The organism is Gemmatimonadaceae bacterium (genome assembly GCA_020852815.1).
Lineage (GTDB): Bacteria > Gemmatimonadota > Gemmatimonadetes > Gemmatimonadales > Gemmatimonadaceae > SCN-70-22.
The window spans coordinates 126,583-148,712 of record JADZAN010000002.1 but is presented as its reverse complement, the minus strand read 5'-3'; the positions used below and the strand labels follow the sequence as shown (position 1 = coordinate 148,712).

General features: G+C 69.3%; 16 protein-coding genes. 4 read left to right on the top strand and 12 right to left on the bottom strand.

Going from position 1 to position 22,130, the window contains the following annotated elements; translation table 11 throughout:
- Positions 1-508 precede the first annotated feature (508 nt).
- Positions 509-2,059, top strand: coding sequence for a transcription termination factor Rho (rho, locus tag IT359_01690; GenBank protein MCC6927677.1), 1,551 nt, complete (start codon positions 509-511; stop codon positions 2,057-2,059).
- Between the two features lie 86 nt (positions 2,060-2,145).
- Here the strand turns inward: rho and msrB are convergent, their stop codons facing one another.
- The 3 genes from msrB to IT359_01675 all read right to left on the bottom strand — a co-directional run bounded on the left by msrB (position 2,146) and on the right by IT359_01675 (position 6,371).
- Positions 2,146-2,661 (bottom strand): peptide-methionine (R)-S-oxide reductase MsrB, encoded by a 516-nt coding sequence (gene msrB / locus IT359_01685; protein MCC6927676.1) that lies wholly within the window; start codon positions 2,659-2,661, stop codon positions 2,146-2,148.
- Between the two features lie 59 nt (positions 2,662-2,720).
- The gene (locus tag IT359_01680; GenBank protein MCC6927675.1) at positions 2,721-5,687 is read right to left on the bottom strand and encodes a gamma-glutamyltransferase; all 2,967 of its coding nucleotides are present in this window, start codon (positions 5,685-5,687) and stop codon (positions 2,721-2,723) included.
- 237 nt (positions 5,688-5,924) lie between these two features.
- Positions 5,925-6,371 (bottom strand): hypothetical protein, encoded by a 447-nt coding sequence (locus IT359_01675; GenBank protein MCC6927674.1) that lies wholly within the window; start codon positions 6,369-6,371, stop codon positions 5,925-5,927.
- A gap of 263 nt (positions 6,372-6,634) precedes the next feature.
- On the opposite strand from IT359_01675, the gene IT359_01670 reads away from it, so the two are divergent.
- Positions 6,635-7,510 (top strand): 1-acyl-sn-glycerol-3-phosphate acyltransferase, encoded by an 876-nt coding sequence (locus tag IT359_01670; protein MCC6927673.1) that lies wholly within the window; start codon positions 6,635-6,637, stop codon positions 7,508-7,510.
- Between the two features lie 33 nt (positions 7,511-7,543).
- Here the strand turns inward: IT359_01670 and IT359_01665 are convergent, their stop codons facing one another.
- Positions 7,544-8,473: a c-type cytochrome gene (locus IT359_01665; protein ID MCC6927672.1), complete on the bottom strand. Its 930-nt coding sequence runs from the start codon at positions 8,471-8,473 to the stop codon at positions 7,544-7,546.
- A 147-nt stretch (positions 8,474-8,620) separates the two neighbouring features.
- On the opposite strand from IT359_01665, the gene IT359_01660 reads away from it, so the two are divergent.
- Positions 8,621-9,550 (top strand): sulfurtransferase, encoded by a 930-nt coding sequence (locus IT359_01660; protein MCC6927671.1) that lies wholly within the window; start codon positions 8,621-8,623, stop codon positions 9,548-9,550.
- 9 nt (positions 9,551-9,559) lie between these two features.
- Here IT359_01660 and IT359_01655 read toward each other — a convergent pair whose 3' ends face one another.
- The 3 genes from IT359_01655 to IT359_01645 all read right to left on the bottom strand — a co-directional run bounded on the left by IT359_01655 (position 9,560) and on the right by IT359_01645 (position 14,481).
- Positions 9,560-12,205: a carbohydrate binding family 9 domain-containing protein gene (locus IT359_01655; protein MCC6927670.1), complete on the bottom strand. Its 2,646-nt coding sequence runs from the start codon at positions 12,203-12,205 to the stop codon at positions 9,560-9,562.
- Positions 12,206-12,244: 39 nt separating this feature from the next.
- Positions 12,245-12,907, bottom strand: a complete 663-nt coding sequence (locus IT359_01650; GenBank protein MCC6927669.1) for an outer membrane beta-barrel protein — start codon at positions 12,905-12,907, stop codon at positions 12,245-12,247.
- 206 nt (positions 12,908-13,113) lie between these two features.
- Positions 13,114-14,481, bottom strand: coding sequence for a dipeptidase (locus tag IT359_01645; protein MCC6927668.1), 1,368 nt, complete (start codon positions 14,479-14,481; stop codon positions 13,114-13,116).
- Positions 14,482-14,912: 431 nt separating this feature from the next.
- Here IT359_01645 and IT359_01640 point away from each other — a divergent pair, with 431 nt between their 5' ends.
- Positions 14,913-16,892, top strand: a complete 1,980-nt coding sequence (locus tag IT359_01640; protein MCC6927667.1) for an Ig-like domain-containing protein — start codon at positions 14,913-14,915, stop codon at positions 16,890-16,892.
- An 83-nt stretch (positions 16,893-16,975) separates the two neighbouring features.
- Here IT359_01640 and nadC read toward each other — a convergent pair whose 3' ends face one another.
- The 5 genes from nadC to IT359_01615 all read right to left on the bottom strand — a co-directional run bounded on the left by nadC (position 16,976) and on the right by IT359_01615 (position 22,060).
- Positions 16,976-17,902: a carboxylating nicotinate-nucleotide diphosphorylase gene (gene nadC, locus IT359_01635; GenBank protein ID MCC6927666.1), complete on the bottom strand. Its 927-nt coding sequence runs from the start codon at positions 17,900-17,902 to the stop codon at positions 16,976-16,978.
- Positions 17,903-17,931: 29 nt separating this feature from the next.
- Positions 17,932-18,981 (bottom strand): quinolinate synthase NadA, encoded by a 1,050-nt coding sequence (gene nadA / locus IT359_01630; protein MCC6927665.1) that lies wholly within the window; start codon positions 18,979-18,981, stop codon positions 17,932-17,934.
- Positions 18,982-19,093: 112 nt separating this feature from the next.
- Positions 19,094-19,948, bottom strand: a complete 855-nt coding sequence (locus IT359_01625; protein ID MCC6927664.1) for a CopD family protein — start codon at positions 19,946-19,948, stop codon at positions 19,094-19,096.
- A gap of 74 nt (positions 19,949-20,022) precedes the next feature.
- Complete coding sequence (locus IT359_01620) at positions 20,023-20,469, bottom strand: copper resistance protein CopC (GenBank protein MCC6927663.1); 447 nt, start codon at positions 20,467-20,469, stop codon at positions 20,023-20,025.
- Between the two features lie 79 nt (positions 20,470-20,548).
- Positions 20,549-22,060, bottom strand: coding sequence for an L-aspartate oxidase (locus IT359_01615; GenBank protein ID MCC6927662.1), 1,512 nt, complete (start codon positions 22,058-22,060; stop codon positions 20,549-20,551).
- Positions 22,061-22,130: the final 70 nt, after the last annotated feature.

Sequence of the window (22,130 nt, the reverse complement as noted above, 5' to 3'; positions counted from 1 at the left end):
GCTGGCTCGGTGCGCCGCTTCGTTGTTCCGGCGAGGAGCAGACGACCATTTGTGGCGGTGGCTATCGGTCCGGGCGGCAGCGCGACGCGATCTCTCGAGAGGGGACGGCGCTAGCGCTGCTTGCGCGAATGGCGGAGCCGTGCGATACTCGTAGCATCCGCGGGCAAGCTTCGGTTCCGCCTCAGGATCTGCATCGCGTTGGCCCTTCAGTCTCCTGCCCTCGGGGTGGGAAGGTGGCCAGGAGCGATTGCGACGTAGGGAACGTGGTCATCGGCATCGCGTGAGGATTCCGCGCCGACCGGTGACAACGCGGTCCGTGCGACGAAACGCACGAGTCGCCCCTCTCAGCTCCAAAGCCCGGACTCCCGCTCCGCCAGCGCAATGCGCGCCTGTTTGCGCATCGTGCACCCCATTCGAAATCCGTTCAGGATATCGGTCCATCCAGTTCTTGCGATGCCGTGCGGCGCAGCCGCAAGCACGCGTGTTCACACCCACACCAATTCGTTGCATGACCGAACGTCGACGCCCATTCCGTCGCGGCCGGCGACCGTACAACAAGCGCCAGCAGAACGCCGAGCCGTACGCCGAACCCAATCCCTATCGCGATGGTGACGCCGAGGGCGGTCCCGGCGAGGGAGGAGGGGCGGAAGGGAACGAGGGCGCGGCACCGCCGCGCGAGGGGCGCGAGCCTCGTGGCATCACCGGCGATGATGCCGGGGCCGGTGACGGCCAACCCCGCACCGGTGACAACAGCGCACCTGGCGGCGATGGGGCCAACCCCCGCGAGGTGCAACCCGGCAACGAACGCCCCCCGCGCCAGGAGTTCCAGCGCCGCGACGACGACTTTGGCGGCGGTGGAGGACGCGGGCGGCGCAATCGTCGGCGCCACGGCCGAGGCAAGCGCGACGGGCAGCAGCCGCTCCCGCAGCAACCCATCGTGGCTGACAGCGAGACGCTCGGCTGGTTCGACGCGTCGAGGGATGGCGGCTTCATCCGCCGCGCCTCCAACAGCTACCTCGCCGATCACGGCGATGCGTGGATCTCCCCGCAACTCGTTCGGCAATACACGCTACGCCGCGGCGACCTCCTGGCCGCCACCACCGGGCGCGACAATCGCGGGCGTCACGTCGTGGTGGAGATCACGCAACTCAACGACGTCCTGATCGCCGACCTGGGACGCCGTCCCGACTTCGGGTCGCTCACGGCCACGTATCCCGAGCGTCGCCTAACGTTGGAAACCGGGCGACCGGCCAAGGGCGGTCCCGAACTCACGCGCCGCGCCATCGACCTCGTGGCCCCGATCGGCTACGGGCAGCGCGCCCTCATCGTCGCACCGGCGCGCGCCGGCAAGACGATGCTCCTCCACGCCATCACCGAGGGGATCGCGCTCAACCATCCCAACGCCGTCCTCCTCATCCTCCTGGTCGACGAGCGCCCGGAAGAGGTCAGCGAGGCCATATCGTGGGGCGTGGGGGAAGTCATCGCTTCGTCGTTCGACCAGCCCGCGCCGCGTCACGTCGAGGTGTGCGAGATGGTCCTGGAGCATTCGCGCCGCATGGTGGAGATGGGGAAGGACGTCGTCATCGTCCTCGACTCGCTCACCCGCATGGCGCGCGCGCACAACACCGCCGAGCGTGGCTCGGGTCGCACGATGTCCGGCGGCCTCGACACCAGTGCGATGGCCAAGCCCAAGGCCTTCTTCGGCTCCGCGCGCGCGGTGCACCCCAAGGATGGCGGCGGCTCGCTCACGATCATCGCCACAGCGCTCGTCGAGACCGGGTCGCGTATGGACGACGTGATCTTCGAGGAGTTCAAGGGGACGGGCAACTGCGAGATCAAGCTCGACCGCTCGCTGGCCGAGAAGCGCATCTTCCCGGCCTTCGACATCGCGGCCAGCGGGACGCGCCGCGAGGAGAAGCTCTACAAGGAAGGGCAGCTCGACGCGATCTACACGTTGCGCCGCGGCCTGCAGCAGATGCCGCCGCAGAGCGCAATGGAGTGGCTCATCAAGCGCATCGCGGCCACGCAGAACAACGACGCGTTGCTCGCGGGACTCTGAGCCAGAAGACGAGAGGACGAGAAGACGAGAAGACGAGGTAGAAGCACGGGGGGGTGCGGCACGCGAGTGCGGCACCCCCATTGTTCTTATCCCGTCTTCTCGTCTTCTCCTCCTCTCGTCTTCTGCTCCTTCCTGAGATCCAGCGAGACCGAGTTCATGCAATAGCGCGTCCCGGTGGGGCGGGGGCCGTCGTCGAAGATGTGGCCGAGGTGGGCCCCGCAGCGGGCGCACAGCGCCTCGGTGCGCCGCATGCCATGCGTCTCATCCGTCTCGGTCGCCACCGCCTCGGGCGACACGGGGGACCAGAACGAGGGCCAGCCGGTCCCCGAGTCGTACTTGGTCTCCGAGGCAAAGAGCGGCTCCCCACAGGCAGCGCAGTGGTAGGTCCCCTTCTCCTTGGTGTTCCAGTACTTCCCGGTGAAGGCGCGCTCCGTGCCTTTCTCCCGCATGACGTGAAACTGTTCGGGGGTGAGGCACGACTCCCACTCGCGTTCGCTCTTCTCGATGCGCGCGCCGTTAGGCGGCGTGGCGCCGGCCGCCGCCGAGTCGGTCGCTGCCGAGTGGCCGCGCGCGCGCCCGTCGTCCGCGTCGTGATGGTCCATCATCTCCTCCTTCTCGTCGATCGTTCACCAGGCGTGCAGCTGACGGCCACGCCGGCTCCTCAGGGCCGGCGTCCCGTCTCGTCGAGCGCGCCGGCCACGCCGGCGCGGCGTGGGTCACCGCCACCGCGGATGCGCCCCGCATCGAGCATTACCGCGGAGCCGTACCCCATGCGCAGCTCGCCCTTGAGCGACACCACGTCGAAGTGGTAGCCCATTCCGCGCAGCGTGGCGATGACGTCGGGCGCGAAGCCATCCTCGATGTCGATCACCATCTCGCGCCCAGCGGCGCCGAGGCGCTGCCCCGGGAGGAAGCGCGGCTGTTCCAGCGCGCGCTGCGGCCCCAGTGAGAGATCGACCATCCCGACCACCGCCTGATAAACCGCGGCGTTGATCCAGGCGTTCCCCGCCGCGCCCACGGCGAACCAGGGGCGTCTGGCCGCACCGCTGCCGCGAAAGGCAATGGTGGGGGCGAGCGTGCTGCCGTGTCTCGCATACGGGAGTCGCGCTCCGTACTGGTTGGGGTCGGTCCCATAGGAGGTGAGCTTGTCGTTGTAGAGGAAGCCCAGTCCCGGTGTGACGTAGAAGTTCCCGCCCCATGTGCCCAGCGTCTGCGTCACCGCCACGAGATTCCCCTCGGCGTCGCCCACGGTGAAGGCGGTCGTCCCTTGCGGGCGACAACTGCTCCCCTCGGCGTGGTCCAGTTCCGCGCAGTCGTTGCGCCCCGGGGGCGATGACGGTTCCGCCGGCTGGGCTGACGCCGTGCCCAACGGCGTGTCGACCGCCGTGCCTAACGACGTGTCCTGCGGCGTGCCCAACGGCTTGGCGGGCGGCGTGCCGGCCGGCTTGCCTAACGCCTCCGGCGCCGGCGCGGCGCCGCAGGAAAGCGTGTCGCCGCGGAAGAGCGCGGGAGTCACCGCGCGCGCCGGATCGAAGCAGCGCCAGCGGATCGCAGCCGTGTCCTTGCTGGTGAACGGCTCCGTGTTCACCGGCCAGAGCGATGGGTCGGCGATGCGTCCGCGACCCGATGGCGCGAGCTGCCAGGCGGCGATGGCGGCGTGCAGCGACGCCGCGTCCTCGGTGAGCGCGGCGGGCGCCGCGAAGCGCTCCAGATTGTTGAGCTGCGCGGCGAGGATGGTACCGCCGGACGCCGGGGGAGCGCTGGAGAAGATGGTGTTGCCGCGATACGTGGTCGACACCGGTTCGCGCTCGGGGGCGAAGTAGCGCGCGAGGTCCGTCAGCCGCACGGCGTTTCCCTTGCCGCGCAGGTCCTGCACCAGGCGACGCGCCACTTCGCCCCGATAGAAGCCGTCGGCGCCCCCGGCGGCAACCTGCTCCAGCGTCCAGGCGAGGTCGGGGTTGCGCAGCGTGTCGCCCGCTGCCAACGGTTTGCCATCGCGGAAGAAGAGGGCGCGACTCCCCTCGTACTTGAGGAAGCGCGACTGCTCGAGCCAGAGCGTGGTGGCCAGGCCGTCGCTCACCACGTAGCCCTCGCGCGCGGCGCGGATCGCCGGCGCCAGCAACTCGCGCCACGTCACCTTCCCGCTGCCAAGGCGCTTCCACGCCGCGTGCATCCCGGCCACCGTTCCCGGGACCATCGCCAGCACCGGGCCATCCGAGGGGTAGCGCCCATCCTGCAGCAGCGCCGCGTTGGAGAGCCCGCCTTCCTCGGGGACGCGCGCCATGAACTCGAACAGGACCGGCTTCTCCATCCCCTTGAGAAAGACGAGCATCTCGCCGTAGCCGCCCATGCCGCTGGCGTCCGGTTCCACCACACCCAACGCGAACGACGTTGCCACCGCGGCATCGACCACGTTGCCCCCCTTGGCAAGGATCTCCAGCCCTGCCGCGGTGGCGACCGGGTGTGCGCTGGCCACCGCCGCGCGCCCCACCGCCTCGTCGCGAAACGGGGGGCGTTCGCGCAGCATGGCATGGATGGCGCGTTCGAGTTCGAGGTCGCTCGCCGCCGCCAGCGCCCGCGCTCGCCAACGGTCGCGCAGCCGCTGCCAGGCCGCCCGCCGAGTTGCTGCTGACGGCGCCGAGTAGTACAGGCGATCAAGCCGCGACCAGATGCGATCGAACATCTCGGCGTTCCGCGCGGCGCGTGCCTCGCCCGCCGCCACCACCGGCGCCGCCGCCGACGTCGTGCCACCGTCAGGCGCAACCGGCGCCGCCACCCACCGCAGGCGCGACACGTTGCCCAGCGACTCGGCCACGCGATCGGGGAGACGGCGCGGATCACCGTTGTACCCCTGCTCATCCTGCTCGCGTTCGGCAATCGCCAGCACGCGGCCATCGGGCGACCACGCCGCCCTCCCCTCCACCAGCGCCACGAGGTTCACATACCGCCCGTCGCGCGGCGCCACATACACGCCGCCGCGTGGCGACGCCGCCGAGAAGGCAAGGCGCTCCCCGTCAGGCGACCAGACGGGCTGCTCCGCGCCGCGATCGCCGACAACGATGCTGTCGGGCCCCGACTCGACCAGTGCGCGCACGCGCAGGCGTCGAGCCGACTCCGCCAGCTGCACGTAGGCGAGTCGCGTCCCGTCGGGGGAAAAGGCGCCCCACCGCTCCGCCGACTCCCCCTTGGTCACGCGCCGCTCGGCGCCCGCCGGGTCGCGCAGCCAGAGCCGCGCGCGGCTCCCGCGACCGCGCGTGAAAACGATCGTCCCGTCGCGGGCGACCGTGGCTTCCATGTCGTCGGCATCGTCCGTCGTCAGGCGCACGGCGGCGCCCGGCGCGTCGTCGCCGACGTCGATGCGCCAGAGGTCGAGACCACCGGCACGGTCGGAGGTGAAGACGATGGAGCGCCCATCCGGGGTCCACGTCGGTTCGCGATCCCACGCCTCGCCGCTCGTCAGGCGGCGCCAGGCGCTCCCCTCGCCGGGGGCGCGCTGGAGCCACAGGTCGCCGTCGATGCTCACGGCCAGGCGCCCGTCGGGGGCGTATGCCGGGTCGCGCATCGCCGGCTGCAACACGGTGGCCGGCCCCTGCAGCAACGCCGCCCCCAGCAAGGCTAACCAGGACATGCGGTCTTCCGGAACGAAGAAGTGATTGCGCACGATCGCTCGACCCGCGGTGCGAGCCAGGTGCGTGCGAGGCGGGTGCGCGCAAGGACTCCGTCGCCCGCGCCGTGCATGACGACGCCCGGAACCCGCCACGCGCCCGCGCCGGATGCGGTCAGCTGCAACTCGGCGATGACCGGTCGCGCACGACGATGTCCGCGCACGCTGCCAGGAGAGCGCCCCTCGCGGCACCGCCCCGCATCACGGACGCGTGCGGAATGTATCGGTGGCGTAGAGCGTGGCGTAGTGAAAGAGCGAGACGCCCACCACCGCCAGCAGCGCCGAAAGCCGTCGCAACCCCACGCGCGGCCCCGCCGCCAGCGCCTGCAGCGACGCGAAAAAGACCCCCGAGCCCAGGAAGGTCCAGCAGGTGAAGTGCACGGCGATTGCCAGGACGTACGACCACCATTGGCGATCGGGCTGCGCACGAACGTACAGCAGCGCCGCCAGGAACGACGTGACCATGAGGACGATGAACGACGCCAGCACCGCCCCATTGAGCCACGTGCTCTCCTCACGACTCGTCGCCGGCCGCACCTTGAGGAAGGTGTAGATCACCAGGCAGCCGAAGGGAACGACGGCAAGCCACAGCAGCCCGTACCAGACGGACCACAACCACAGCCCATGCGTGTCGAAGACTGAAATCACCGACTCCTCCGCGTCAACGATCTGATTGGTCGCCCCACCGCTTCCCATTCGGAACTGACGGAGACACCCTTCTCGATCATGTCCAGCTCGCCAACAGCCTCGCTTCCGAGGCAATCGTATCACTCCCTGCCTCTCCTCGTGCGCGTCCTGTCGCTCCGCGACTGTCATCCCGGCCACGCGGGACACGGCGCGCGCGCCACAAGGTGCAGCCAAAGCGCAGGCTTTGCCACCGCCCCGGTCACGTACCGCGTATCGCCGAGCGAATGAGCGCGTCACGAGACGAGCTGCCCAGGCGCCGCGACGTCCCACCGCACGATCGGCCACTCGTGGACGCGCCGCTCCCCGCCGTGGTGCGCGCATCTCTCGCCCCGCTGGAGCGAGCACATCTGGAAGTCGCGCTGCGGATGAACCGCGAGCCGCTGAAAGGGGCGTGGAGCTGGTGCCAGCGGGCGATTGGCGCCACGTGGATCGCGCTCGCGACCGGGCGACTGCTGCGCGTGCAGGGGCTCGAGCACGTGCGCGATGCCTACCCGCGTGGTGCGCTGCTCTTCGTCGCCAACCATCGCACGTACTTCGACCTGTTCATCGTCTCGGCGCTGCTGCATCGCGAACTCCGCGGACGGAAGCGCCTCTACTTTCCCGTGGTGGGGCAGTACTACTACCAGTCGTGGGCCGGGATGGCGCTCAACCAGCTCGTCGCCTTCTGGTCGATGTTCCCGCCGCTGTTCGCCCTTCCGTCGCATGGTGCGAGCGATCGCTACGCGCTCGACGTCCTGGTCGATCTCTGTGCGCGCGGCCAGGGGAACATCCTGGGGATCCATCCGGAGGGAGGGCGCAACCTGGACCCGGACCCGTACTCGTTCATGCGCTTCCAGCCGGGGGCGGGAAAGATCATCCATGCCGCGCGCCCCATCGTCATCCCGACTTTCATCGCCGGGCTCACCAACGACCTCCCGGAGCAGCTGCGACGCAACTGGACCGGGGGCGAGCCCATTCGCGTCTGGTTCGACCAACCCGTGGCGCTGGACCAGTTGCTGGCGCTCCCGGGCAAGGGGAGCACCTACAAGCAGATTACCGACACGGTGATGGAGCGCGTGCGCGCCCTGGCGGAGTGCGACCGGGCGCAGTACCGCGCCTAACGCCGGTTCCTGCGCCGGCCCGGCGCGAACGCCTCACCGGCGCGAGCCTGCCGCTCCCGTCCGTCGCGCGGCATTGGTGGCGTAGGCGACATCGGGGGGCGGGTCGCCGTGCGGCCAGTCCAGCTCCTTTCCCTTGAAGTCGGGGCGCGGGCGCGCGTCGATGAAGCGCGCCACGTCGAACGCTTCCTGCGGTGTGAGGACCCCCATCGAGTCCTGCGGCATCCACTGCTTCACGAAGGCCGCGGCCGTGCGCACGCGCGCCATGCCGGCACCAATGTTGTAGGCACGTGCCCCCCAGAGTGGGGGATATGCGGACGAGCCCTCGCCAGCTGCACCGTGGCAGCGCGCGCAGCGCGTGGCAAAGATGTGCGCCCCGCGCAGCGTGTCCCCCTCCAGCGGCTCCAGCTTCGGCAGCCCCTGCCCCTCCATCTCCACACCCACCGGATAGCCAATGGAGAGAAAGGCCATGTAGGCCACGATGTCGCGCATGTCGCGCGACTCCGGCGTGAGTGGTCGCCCGTTGAGGGAGCGCTTGAAGCAGTCGTTGACGCGATCCTCGATGAGCTGCGTCGTCCCGGCGCGGCTCCGATACTGGGGGAAACGTGCATACACGCCCACCCACGGCATTCCCAGCTTGCGCGTCCCGTCCTGCAGATGGCAGTTGGTGCAGACCAAGCCGTTGCCCACGTGGCGCGGCAACGAATCGCGCGTGTGGCTGAGAAGCGCGCGCCCGCGACGGATCGACGCCAGGAGCACGCTGTCCTTCACTTCCGACTCGGCGGGAACGCGGAACGGCGACTTGGCGCCGGCACCGGTGGAGACTCCCGTTGCCTTCGCCGCGGCCGCAGCGGTCGCAGCCGGCGCGGCCGTCGCCTGCGCATCACGCGACTCACTGTCGCGCCTGGCGCAGCCAAGCGCGGCAACCGTTATCGCGGCGATGGCCATCACTGCACGTGTCGCCATCAGTCGCATCCCCACCGTTCGTCCCATGGTCGGCTAGTTCTCCATGTCTCCGGTTGTGCGGGCGAGTCCGCGGTCACGACAAGCTACCACCGCGGGAGCGCGAACACCTTAGCTTTTCGCGTCACACCACGATCGGGGTCACACCACATGCCCGCACGACGCGTTCAATCGACTCCCCTGGCGACGGCGATGCTCGCCCTCCTTGCCGTCGCCCCGCTGGCAGGACCGTCGCGCGCGAGCGCCCAGCCTTCGCCAGCTGCCGCCGTCCCGCTCCTCGTCAACGAGGAGTGGATGGCGCAGCACCTGAACCAGGCGCGACTGGTCATCCTGCACGCCGCGTCGTCCAAGGCGGAGTACGATGCGGGGCACGTCCCCGGGGCGCGCCTGGTGCTCTTCTCGAGCTACGCACCGACGCTGGAAGGGTTGAGCAGCCAGATCCCCCCTGCCGCTCAACTCGACTCGCTCCTCGAGTCGGTTGGGGTGAGCGATGGCGACCGGATCGTGATCTACGGCCAGCCGCTGCAGGTGGCGCGCCTGCTCGTGACGTTCGACTATCTCGGGCTCAAGGGGCACGCCTCGGTCCTGGACGGCGGCATCGACGCGTGGCGCGAGGCGGGACGCCCGCTCTCGCACGAGGCGCCGACGGTCGCGCGCGGGAACTTCACCCCTCGTGTCGATGCCTCGGTCATTGCCGACGTGACATGGCTGGGCCAGAACACGAACACGCCCGGAGTCCGCATCCTCGACGCGCGCGCGCCCGAGTTCTACCTCGGGTACTCGCCGGGCCAGATGCCGCGCGCCGGACACATTCCCGGGGCGGTGAACATCCCCTTCTCCCAACTCACCGGCGAGCTGACGCGGCTTCGCGAACAGCCAAGGCTGAGCCGCCTGTTTGCGGCTGCCGGCGTGAAACCGGGCGACACCGTGGTCACCTACTGCCACATCGGGATGCAGGCCTCGCTCCTCTACTTCGCGGCCCGCCGCGCCGGATTCGACGCCCGCATCTACGACGGCTCGTGGGAGGAGTGGAGCAGGAAGCCGGACCTTCCCATCGTCACCGAGTCGGCGAAGCGTTAGGCGGCGTCGCTACAGCCGGAAGAGCCAGGACCACTTCATGAAGAAGCCGTCCTGCAGCCGCTTGAGGGAGCGGAACTTGAGCGGCTGGGGCTCGTCGAGCGAGCTGCCGTAGCCGAGAAAGAGCACCGTGCCCGGCGTGGGCTGGTAGGAGAAGAGCCAGTCGGCACGCACGCGGTTGCGCTTGAACCCCGCCAGCCGCACGAAGGAGCCATCCGGGTTCCGGAAGAGCAGCGGATCGTTGGTGCGGCCGTCGTCGCGGCGGTCGAGCTTCTCCTGCGTGTCGTACTGCCCGATCATGCGGAAGAAGATGAAGCGTGACGCCTGGTACTCGACCTTGAGGCGCGGCACCTTGCGGATGTTGACGGTGGTGCCGTCGGTCCAGCGATTGAACTCCTGGTGCTGGTACTGCGCCTCCAGGCGCAGTTGGTCGGTAGGGCGAAAGGCCACGTTCGCCGTGATGAAGTGGATGAGCCCGGACTGCCACTCATCGAAGTTCTCGTCCTTGCCGCCGATGTACTGGAAGTCGGCCGAGACCTTGGACCACTCGGGCGTGCTCACGTTCACCATCAGGTCGACGTTGTGCAGTCGCGGGTCGCCCGCCCCGTCGAAGACGACGGTGTCCTTGCGCGCGCCGAGCGACCGCTCGACGTAGTATCCCGCGTACAGGTCGGGGTCGAAGCCGAAGTTCTCGAAGAAGAGCGCCCCGCTCACGCGCCACCCGCCGCGCACGGCGGCGTTGGAGGTGAAGTGCAGCTTGCGATCCTGCGACGCCTTGCCCCGCACGAAGGCCTCGTACGGGCCCGTCCCCTGCCCGCGCACCGTGAAGCCCCACGTCTCCACGAGCGAACCCGAGGGACGAAAGAAGGTCCACGAATTGGCAACGGCGTAGTCCACCACGTTCCGGCGCGAGAGGAACCCTGCCTGCGCGTCGAAGTCGGCGTCGATGGCGTTGATGCGCGCCGAGAAGTTGTAGTGACGCCCCTGCCGCGCCAGCGTTCCCGCCCACAGCGGGGCGGTCGTGGCGACGGAGTCGGCGCGGGTGCGGCTCAACGCTCCCTGCAGCGTGAGCGACCAGATCTTGCGCATGACCATGCGCGCGTCGAGGCCGGCAACGCGGTTGTAGTCGTCGCCGTCGATGCGATCGGTGTACGTGAAGCCCAGGCGCGACTGCCGCCCCACGTCGCGCGTGCCCCGCAGGATGGTGTAGAGCGGGCGGTCGCTCCCGCTCAGCGAGTTGCGCCGGTCGTCGACCGCCGAGAGGAGGGCGAGGTTGGTGCCGAGCGCCTTCCCGGTGAGCTTGACGGCCACGTCGGGCTGCACGATGCGGCGCGTGTAGATCAGGTTGTTGCCGACGGCAAAGTTCTCGATCCCCTCGAGAAAGAAGGGGCGACGCTCCGGATAGAACAGCGCGATGCGCGGATCGTACTGGAAGGCGACGACGTCGGCCTCGACCTGCGAGAAGTCGGGATTGACGGTGCCGTTGAGCGTGAGGTTGTTGGTCACCCCCCACCGCACCGTACCGCCGTACTCCGGCCCCTGCGGCGCATAGCCCCACCCTACCTCGCCCTTGCGCTGGCCGTTCTGGAAGGCGACGACGGACGGCGTGAGGTCGACGACCACGCCGCGGCGCAGGTCGCGCAGCCCGGTCAGGCGCCCCGACTGGGCCAGGAACGAGGCGGCGTCGCGCCGCGTGGGGGTCCAGGTGTCCTCGTGCCCCAGGTGCTGCACCATGCGCACCAGCTGCAATCCCCAGTCCTGCACGTCACGCGACTGATAGCGCAACGACTTGAACGGGATGCGAACCTCCACCTCGTAGCCGAAGTCGGTGAGCCGCCCCTTGGATTCATAGACGAAGTTGGCGCTCAGGTCGGCCGAGGCGCGCGCCGACGAGTTCGAGCTTCCGGTGGACGTGGTCGTCTGCAGCTCGTTGAGCGTCCCGTCGGCCTGCACGCCTAACGCGTTGACGCCGAACACGAATGCCTGCCGCCCGTCGTTGAACGTGGACAGGATGATCTCGACGTAGTCGTCGGCGGTGATCTTGTCGCGGTCGGAGAGCCGGGCGTTGGTTGCCCCCGGCGGCGCAAAGGCGCGCACGCCGAAGTGGATTGCCGTCGGAGAGTACCAGACCAGTACTTCCGTCGAGTCGGTGGACGGACGCCGGTCGGCCGGCTGGAACTGCGAGAAGCCGGTCAGGAGCGCCGCGTTACGCCACACCTCCTCTCCCAGGACGCCGTCGACGGTGACGCTCTGCTCAAGCCGTGGAGGTGCCACGTCGAGCTGGCCGGCGCGTCCGTTGTACACCCCGCCCGATGGCGGAGGCGCGGATGGCGCGGGGAGACGATCGTGGGAGGCCGTGGCAAGCGCGGCGACCGTGGCAAACGTGGCGAGGGCGGGAACGAGCACGAAGCTGGATCGGCGAGGGGGAGGACGCGGGGCGCGGCCGCCCCCCACCAGGGGAACGGCCGCATCGATACGCGCCAGGCGGGCGGGAACGTTGCCGGGCGAACACCGCTCGGCGCAGGCGAATGCCACGAAGGGCGCTCGCACGCGGACGAGGCGACGCACGATGTTGCACCCCGCACCGCGACCGCGCCACCCATCGCCAACGAGAAGGCGGCGGAAGCCGAAGCTCCCGCCGCCGTTCGTCCAACTCATCCCCAGCCTTCGCCGGGACGGTGTTCTCGTCGTTTCAGGCTAGAAGCCCAACGTGATCCCGACGGTGAAGGCCACGTTGTGCGCGACCTTGCTGCTGAGATCGAACGACGTTGCCTCGTGGAAGTCGAACTTCCCCACGTAGTCCTTCACCGCCCCGCGAAGCGCGATGGAGCGATTGAGCTGCAGGTCGAGCCCGCCGCCGAAGTTCCCCGCGAAGTTGGTCGCGTTGGTGGTGAGGGGGCCCGTGCGCACTTCATAGCGGATGGCGCCCGCCCCCACCTCCACGAACGGCGCGATCCCGGTGCCTAACGCGCCACCCTGCGGGAGGCGGAACTGCAGCCCGCCGTCGTACAACAGCACCTTGCTGTCGGCAATGTTGACTCCCCCGATGATGGGGAGCCCTACACGCACGTTGCTGTCGGTGTAGCCGATGTTCCCCACCAGCGACACGTTGCGGGAGAGGTCGAGCCCCGCCGTCACGCCGTACAGCGCCGAGTTGCTGTTGGTGATGCGCGTGCCGATGGGACCATCGACGTAGTCGCCAAACGCCATGTAGCCGACATACGGCGTGAGGCGGGCCACCACCGGCTTCTGCGCCTGCACGCGCGCCGGCAGGATGACGAGGGCGGCGAGGGCGAGCAGCGAAAGCAACGCGGCAGCTGCAACCGCCTCGCGGCGGGGAAGGACAGACGTGCGGGTCATGGTGACTCCTGGTGAGTTGCAGGACCATGGAAACGCACGCCCGGTGCCGCGCATGGCACCAACCGACACGCCGCGCTAACTCACGTCCGCGCCACCACTTGCGAGGGAACCCGCCGCGACGCCCGAGCGGCGCTGTCCCACGCCGAGGACGTATGAGCGTCCTCGGCGCGCACGACGAAGATCACATCGGCCAGCAACGCGGTCCCCTACAAACGCCCCAGCTCCTCCCAGAGGAACGCCGCCGCCCGGATCCCGCCGGTGAAGTTGGCGTCGCTCATCCACTCGTTAGGGGCGTGCGCGTTCTCGCCGGGGAGGCCAAAGCCCATCAGGAGCACCGGCGCGCCGAGCACGCGCGCAAAGTCGTGCACCACCGGGATCGAACCCCCCTCGCCAACGATCACCGGCGCCCGCTCGAAGGCCCGCTCCAGCGCCCGCGCCCCCGCCTCGAACAGCGGACCCGCCAACTCGCCGCGCCATGGCTTTCCCCCGTGCAGCGCCCGCACCGTCACCGTCACCCCCGCCGGCTGCACCGCGGCAACGTGCGCCTTGAGCAACCGCTCCACCGAGTCGGGATCCTGGTCCGGCACCAGGCGGCAACTCACCTTGGCCATCGCCCTGGCCGGCAGCACCGTCTTGGCCCCCTCGCCCGTGTAGCCGCTCAGCATCCCGTTCACTTCGCAGGTGGGGCGCGTCCAGATGCGCTCCAGCACGGAATAGCCCGCCTCGCCGCCTAACGCCGGCGCCCCCGTCTCGTGGCGAAACGCCTCCTCGTCGAAGGGAAGCGCACGAAGCTGCGCGCGCACTTTCTCCTCCCACGCCCGCACGGAATCGTAGAAGCCGGGAATCGCCACCTTTCCCGTACCGTCGTGGAACGTGGCGAGGATGCGCGCCAGCGCCATGGCCGGGTTCACCACCGCGCCACCATAGCTCCCCGAATGCAGGTCGCCGCCCGGCCCCTGGACGTCGATCTGGAAGTACGCCAGCCCGCGCAACGACGAGAGAATGGACGGAAGCCCCGGCGCAAACATCGCCGAGTCGGAGATGACGACACCGTCGCAGGCGAGGCGAGCGGCGTGGCTCTCGACAAACGGTGCCAGGTGCTCGCTCCCCACCTCCTCTTCCCCCTCGGCGAGCACGATCACATTGACCGGAAGCGCCCCGTGCACCGCGAGATACGCCTCGATCGCCTTGAGGTGGAGGTACAGTTGCCCTTTGTCGTCGACCGAGCCGCGGGCGAAGATCTTCCCATCGCGAATGACCGGCTCGAACGGCGGCGAGTCCCACAGCTCGAGCGGCTCCGCCGGCTGCACGTCGTAGTGCCCGTAGATCAGGATGGTGCGCGCCGCGGCCCCCGCCCCGCGCCACTCCCCCAGCACGACGGGGTGTCCCTCGGTGGGGTGGATGCTGGCGTCGAGCCCGATGCGCTCCATCTGATCGCGCAGCCAGTTGGCCGCGTGCGCGACGTCGGCGTTGTGCTCGGATCGCGCCGAGACGCTGGGAATGCGCAGGAAGTCGAAGAGCTCGGCGTGAAAGCGCTCGTCGTGCGTCTCTAGATAGGACGAGAGGGCGGACATCGTGGGACGGGGGACGGGGGACGGGGGACGGGAGTTGAGGTGCGCGGGGAAGGTGGGGTGTGCGGTGGGGGGGCACAACGGGCGGGGGGGCGCGGGGGGGGGGGGATGGCGCGGCGGAGGCGGTCTGGCACCGCGGGCGGTGGCTGTTGCACGCGCGCACCGGCCGCCCGGGGGAATGTCGGCGGGTGTGCGTGCGCGCTACGGGTCCGCGGCACCGGGCTCGAGGGCGGCGGGGCGGGGGCTACCGCCGGACGCCTTGCGCCTCGCCAAAAAGGTTGCCGCCTCCAGGGACTGGGAAGGACCTGCCGGGTGTGGCACCTTGCTTGCTCCAGCTGTGGTATCCCGTCCGGCGACACGCTCGTCCGTACTGGGGGTAGCAGGTCGCCAGACGTGATCGCGCTGCCACCCCGATCAACACTCCCTTCGTTCGAATGCACACCTCCGACTTCGCCCGATCGAGTCGACGCCTGACGTCGGGCGCCGCGCGCGTCCTGACACTCGCCCTCCTTTCTTGCGCGGGGTTGCTCGCGGCGAGCTGCACCGAACCGATCCCACCCACTCCGCTCAGTTCGCTGCGCATCCTGCCGCAGGCTGACTCCTTCTTCAACGGGGTGACCACGACGTCGAACCCGTTCGCCGTCACATTGCTCGATGCGTCCGGCAACGAGATCAAGGACAACCGCCGGATCACGTACTCGTCGACGAATACGGCGATTTTCACGGTCGACGCGAGCACCGGACAGGTCACGGGCAAGGCGAACGGGAACGCCCTGTTTCGCGCCACGGTCGATGGGCGCTTCATCGAGGCAAGCGTCAAGATCATCAGCGCCGTCGACCGCATCCAACTCAACACGACCGACTTCACGCTCGTCGCCGGTCAGACGCGCCAGCTCAGCCCCACGCTCGTTGCGGCCGACGGATCGCCCATCAGTGGGCGGGCCGTGGGCTATTCCTCTTCGAACCTCAACGTGCTCACTGTCAGCACCGCTGGGCTGGTGACCGCGGTGGCTGAAGGCAGCGCCATCGTCTCGGCGGTCGCCGAAGGAAAGAATGCATCGGTGACGGTGACGGTCACGCGCGAAGCTGTGGCTTCGGTCACGCTCACCCCGGTGGTCGCGCAGCTCATGCGCATTGGCGGGCAGGTGCAGGTGACCGCCACGCCGCGCAACGCGCAAGGACAGCCCCTTACCGGGCGCACGGTGAACTTCACGTCCAACAACCCGGCGGTCGCCACGGTGACCGGCGCGGGCCTCGTAGCGGCACTCGGCGTGGGCAATGCGACCATAACCGCCGACGTCGAGGGGCGTACCGCCTCGCTTGGCATCACCGTCACCGAGGTCCCGGCCAGGACCGTCACGCTCGAACCCGACACCTTCGGGCTCGGCACCGGCCTCACGCGCCAGTTGACCCCAACGGTGATCGACTCGGCGGGACGGCTCGTGACCTCGCTCAACAACCGTCAGGTGGTCTGGCAGTCGACCAGCTCGATCGTGGCGACGGTGAACGCGACCGGCGTCGTGACGGGCATCGGCTCGGGAACGGCGCGCATCAGCGTCACGGTGGACGGCGTCAAGTCGAACGACGTGACGGTGACGGTGACGCCAACTGTGGCCTCGGTGCGCATCACCCCCATCAACCCGCAGCTGCTTCGCGTTGGCACCTCGGTGCAGCTAAGCGCGCAGGCGCTCGACAACCAGGGGCAGGTCATCCCGGGCAAGACGGTGAACTGGCTGACGAACAACGCGTCGGTGGCCAGCGTCTCTGCAAACGGACTGGTGAGCGGCGTGGGCGTGGGGACGACGACGATCACCGCCGAGATCGATTCGCGCACGGCAAACGTCAGCGTGCAGGTGACCCTCGTCCCGGTGGGATCGGTGGCGTTCACCCCGACGCAGGACACCCTCATCATTGGCGACAGCCGCCAGTACAACCCCGTCGTGCGCGACACCGCGGGAGCGATCATCCCAACGTTGATTGGCCGAAACGTTTCCTACATCCCGTCGAACAACCTCGTCATCGGCACATCGGCGGCGGCGGCGGGCGTGATCGTGACGGCAGGGAGCACTCCCGACCAGGCGACGGTCACGGGGATCATCGACAACGTCTCGACCACGGAGCCGCTGTCGATCGTGGTGACGACCGTGGCGACGATCCAGATCACCGCGGGCGCCACGTCCATCCCGGTCAACGGGTCCACGCAGCTTACGCTCATCCTCAAGGACGCGAGCGGGCACACGCTCAAGCTCAATGGGCCGCGGGTGACCTACAGCAGCAGTGCGTCCGGCATTGCGCAGCCGGCGAGCGCGACCGGCGGGCTCACGATGACGATCAACGCCCGGGCCGTCGGCACGGCGATCATCACGGTCTCGGTTGGCGGCGCGATCCAGACAATCACGATCACGGTGACCTGACGCGCAGGCTCCCCGATGGGCGAAGCGCCCGGCGACCATAACGGTCGCCGGGCGCTTTCGCCTTCAACCCTGGCGCGGCTCGCCTACTCGAAGTCGAGCGCCAGGTTGAGCGCCGGCGCCGAGTGGGTGAGCGCACCCACGGAGATGTGGTCGACGCCGGTGAGCGCGATGGCGCGCACCGTGTCGAGCGACACGCCTCCCGACGCCTCGGTGACGGCACGCCCGTTCACGAGCCGCACGCACTCCCGCATGGCCTCGGGCGACATATTGTCGAGGAGGATGATGTCGGCGCGCGCGTCGAGCGCGGCGCGCACCTGCTCGATGCGATCGCACTCCACTTCCACGGTGCCGCCGGCGGCGAGGAGGTCACGCGCGCGACGCACGGCCACCGAGATGTCGCCCTCGACGGCGGCCAGGTGATTGTCCTTGATGAGCACCGACGACGACAGGTCGATGCGGTGGTTCACGCCGCCCCCGCATCGCACGGCGTACTTTTCCAGGGCGCGCCACCCCGGCGTGGTCTTGCGCGTGTCGAGGATGCGGGCCCCCGTCCCCTTCACCTGGTCGACGAACTTGCACGTGAGCGTCGCCACGCCGGACAGGCGCTGCAGGAAGTTGAGCGCCACGCGTTCTGCCGACAAAAGCCCACGTGCATGCCCGGAGATGAAGAGCACGGTGTCGCCCTTCGCCACGCGCGTGCCATCCTCGGCGTCCACGCGTTTCGACGCCTTGGGGTCGAGCTGGTGAAACGCATCGATCGCCAGGGCGAGCCCCGCCACCACGCCCACATCGCGCGCCACCAGGCGCGCCCGCGCCCGTCGATCGCTGAGCACGGTGGCAATCGTCGTGATGTCGTTGAACGCGCCGTCCTCATCGAGCGCCGTTCGCACCAGCGTTGCCACCTGCGGCTCGCTGAGCGGGAAGCGCAACACGGTGCGCCGGTTGATGCTTGGCGTATCCAGCGGCGTGACGCGACGCGGCGGCGTCACGGGGTCTTCGTGCATCGGCATCGGACCTTCCCTCGAACCAGGTAGTGAGGTTACTCCCCGGCCATCTCCGGCGGCACGTTGGTGGCCGCCTGGCTTCCGCCAATGCTCACCATCCGCTCGAGCGCGAGGCGCGCGCGCGCGGCGATGTCGGCAGGGACTGTCACCTCGTACTGCATGCGTTCCAGCGACGCGAGCAACTTGGGAAGCGTGGTCATCTTCATGTACTGGCACTCGGCACGATCGCTCGCGGCATGGAACGTCTTGTCCGGATTGGCGCGCCTCAACCGGTGGAGTATCCCCGTCTCGGTCGCCACGATGAATGACGTGGCGCCGGAGATCCCCGGGCGCTTGATCATTCCCTCGGTCGACAGCACCTGCACCCCTTCACTGGGAATCGCGCCGGCAGACATTGCCTCGAGAACGTTGGTCGAGCATCCACACTCAGGGTGCACGAGGACCTCGGCGCCCGGATGCTCGGCCCGCTGCCGGGCCAGCGACTGCGGTGTGATTCCCGCGTGCACATGACATTCGCCCATCCACACGTGGATGTTCGTGCGCCCGGTCACGCGACGCACGTGGGCGCCGAGAAACATGTCGGGACCAAAGAGGATCTCACGGTCGGCGGGAATCGCATTGATGACCTCGACCGCGTTGCCCGACGTGCAGCAGTAATCGGTCTCGGCCTTCACCGCCGCGGTGGTGTTGACGTAGCTCACCACGACGGCGCCGGGATGTTCCTTCTTCCACGCGATGAGGTCGCTCGCCGTCATCGTGTCGGCGAGGGAGCAGCCGGCGTTGATGTCGGGAAGCAGCACAGTCTTCCCCGGCGAGAGGATCTTGGCCGTCTCGGCCATGAAGTGCACGCCGCAGAAGACGATCACCTGCGCATCGGTGCGCGCCGCTTCACGGCTGAGGCCGAGCGAATCGCCCACGTAGTCGGCGACGTCCTGCACCTCGGGGCGTTCGTAGTTGTGGGCGAGGATGACGGCGCGCTTGTCGCGGGCGAGCGCACGAATGCGGTCAGACAGTTCGCGCAAGCTCGCCGTGGGCGAGTCCGCGGCGGGCAAAGGCGGGGCGGGAGGAGTGGCGAGGGACGTCATGAGGGCAATGTAGGCGTGACGCCATGAATGGTCGACGGCCCAGGTCCAGCGCCGTGCGCCGTCGCGCTGCCATTTGCCTTCGGATCCGACGCCGTCGCTCCCAGCGCGACGCTCAGGATTCTGCGGGGAGCGGCGTCGCGACGAGGAGCGCCGTCACGGAAACGAGCGCGGCGGCGAAGAGAAGCTCGACCGTGACCGTTCGCACCAGAGCGCGCAGGTCGCCGCCGGCGGCGATGCGCGGCGTGACAACTTTCCAGTTGTAGGCTCCGGCGGCTCCCGTTCCCGCGAGGAGGACCAGCTTCCGTACGAGCATGAGGCCGTAGTCGGAGCGCCAGAGTGCGGAGAGCGCTTCGAGGTGAAGCCACGCGGCAAATGCGCCGGTGAGGGCGAGAATGGCGGCGCTGGCGAGGGCGATGGGGGAGAATCGCGAGAGGGCCGCGATCATGACCTCGCCGGGATGCCCGGCAATCGCGGGATGTCCGCGGGCAATGGGAATCGCGACGGCGGCGAGGGCGGTGAGCGTCCCGAGCCACGCTCCCGCGGCCATGACATGGGCTGTATCGAACGCGACGGCGAGCGGCGCGAGTCGTGGCGCGCCCACCGCGTGGCCGGAGAAGGCGGGCGCGGCGCACAGTGCGAGGAGCGCCATGCCTAACGCCAGCCGCGCGATGCCGGCGTGGCGCATCCCGCGCGGCGCGGCGAGGAGCGCCACCGGGAGCGCGAGCGCCTGGAGAATCCACCCCTTTCCCCATGTCGTGCTCCCCAGCACGATGGGGACCGCCGTCTTCCACTCTGATGCCGTATCGGCAAAGGCGGCCGACTGCTGCACGAGTCGCGCAGCGATGGCCAGCGAGGCCAGGACTCCCGCCCAGCGCATCAGGCGTTCCGCTCCGACGCCAGCCGCGCGCCGAGCGTCGCCGGGGAAGACAGGGGCGATGCGCCATGCGAAGAGCGCCGAGCCGACCATTCCAATCAACCCTGCGAAGAGGAGCGCGCGAACAACGCCCTGGGCGGCCTCCGCGACGAACGGGTCGAGCACCGCTACCTGGCCGAGCCTTTCACGGTGAAGCTGAAGTCGCCGCGAATGGGATGTCCGTCCTTTGACGAGGTCTTCCACGACACACTGTAGGAGCCATCGGCGAGGGCGCCCTGAATCACGCTCTGGACCGGATCCTTCGCGCCGCTGCCGCGCGTAGGCGCCGCGAGGGCGACGGAGGCGCCATTGGCGTCGGCGAGCTTGACCGCGGTGACGGCCATCTCGGGAGGAAGGGAGAACCAGAGGCGGATGACCTTTGGCGCCGTGGCGAGCGTCTCGTCCTTGGCCGGCTCGGACTTCTCGAGGCGGAGGTGGAACGGGAATGGTGGCGTGGCGACGCGCACCAACTCGGCGTGCGCCGGACGCAGCGCCGCCACCATGGCGATGACGATGCCGGCGGCAGCGGTGAGCGACGCCAGGGCGGCGCGACGGGCGACGGATACAGTGATCATGGGTCGTGATGAGGAGGGTGTGAGCCTAGCGAGCGGGAAACGGATTGGCAAATCGCGACCAGCGCGCACCGCACCACCATCACCACTCGATATGCTTGCCGCGCCACTCGCCCTTGGCCTTGGGGAAGTCCGAGCGATAGTGCCCGCCGCGTGACTCACGCCGCGCCAGCGCTGCAGCCGCCACCAGGCGCGCCGTCTCGCACATGTTGCGCTCCTCGGTCATCCCCACGTGCAACCGGGCCAGCAGCGCCTCCAACTCGTTGATGCATTTGCGCAGCCCGCGCGCGTTGCGATCGATCGCCGCATGGTCCCACATGAGTTGGCGAATGGTATCGGCCGCGACCTGCGCCGCACCGCGATCGACGAGTGGCGGCACGTCCCACGAGCGCGCCGTGCGCGGTGGCGACGTGCGCGGCGCAGTCCCCATGTCGCGCGCCACGCGTTCCGCGAAGACCAATCCCTCGAGCAGCGAGTTGGACGCCAGGCGATTCGCACCGTGCACGCCGGTGCATGCCACCTCGCCGGCAGCGTAGAGGTGGGGGAGCGAAGAACGGCCCGCCAGGTCGGTGACGATTCCCCCCATCATGTAGTGCGCGGCGGGGGTGACGGGGATCAGCTCCTTGCCCGGGTCGATGCCGCGGTGCTGGCACAGGGCGAAGATCCCCGGGAAGCGATCGGCGAATTGTTTCCCGATCTTGCGCGCGTCGAGCGAGACGCCGCCCGTGCGCTGGCGCTCGCGAAAGATCTCGCGCGCCACCACGTCGCGCGGGGCAAGCTCGGCGAGCTTGTGCCGTCCGACCATGAAGCGCTTGCCTTCCGCGTTGAGCAGCGTCGCCCCTTCGCCGCGCACCGCCTCGGAGATGAGCGCGAGCGGATTCTCCGGCGTGTCGAGCGCCGTGGGATGGAATTGCACGAACTCCATGTCCGCCAGCCGCACGCCGGCGCGATGGGCAATGGCGAAACCATCGCCGGTCGCCACGACGGGGTTGGTGGTGTAGCGGTAGATCTGTCCGCACCCGCCCGAGGCGAGCACCGTGGCGTCGGCGCGGATCTCGACGGCCTGTCCCATCACGCTGGCGCGCACGCCGGCGCACCGCCCATTCTCGACAATGAGCGCGAGGACGCGGGCGTGCTCGAGGACGCTCGCACTCCTGGTGCCCTGCACGCGCGCGATGAGGGTGCGGGCGACCTCGGCGCCGGTGCGATCGCCGTGCGCGTGCACGATGCGACGGCGCGAGTGGGCCGCCTCGCGCCCCAGCTTGAGCTTGCCGTCCGTGCCCAGGTCGAAGGCCGCACCCGCCAGCTGCAGCTCGCGCACCCGCGCCGGCCCCTCCTCCACCAGCACCTCCACCGCCTCGCGATCGCACAGCGCGGCGCCGGCGGCGAGCGTGTCGCGCCGGTGCAGCTCCGGCGAGTCGCCCGCCCCCAGCGCGGCGGCAATCCCGCCTTGCGCGTAGGAGGTGGCGCTGTCGTGCAACGTGCGCTTGGTGAGGACGAGCACGTCGCCCGAGGCGGCGGCGCGCCAGGCGGTGTGCAGCCCGGCTACGCCGCTGCCAATGACGAGATATCGGGTACGAAGAAGGGAGGGCATGGCCCGGCGCTCAGGAGAAGTGCGAGATTGAAGGACCGCGATGTGCACGATATCGCCCCTCCCCACCCCG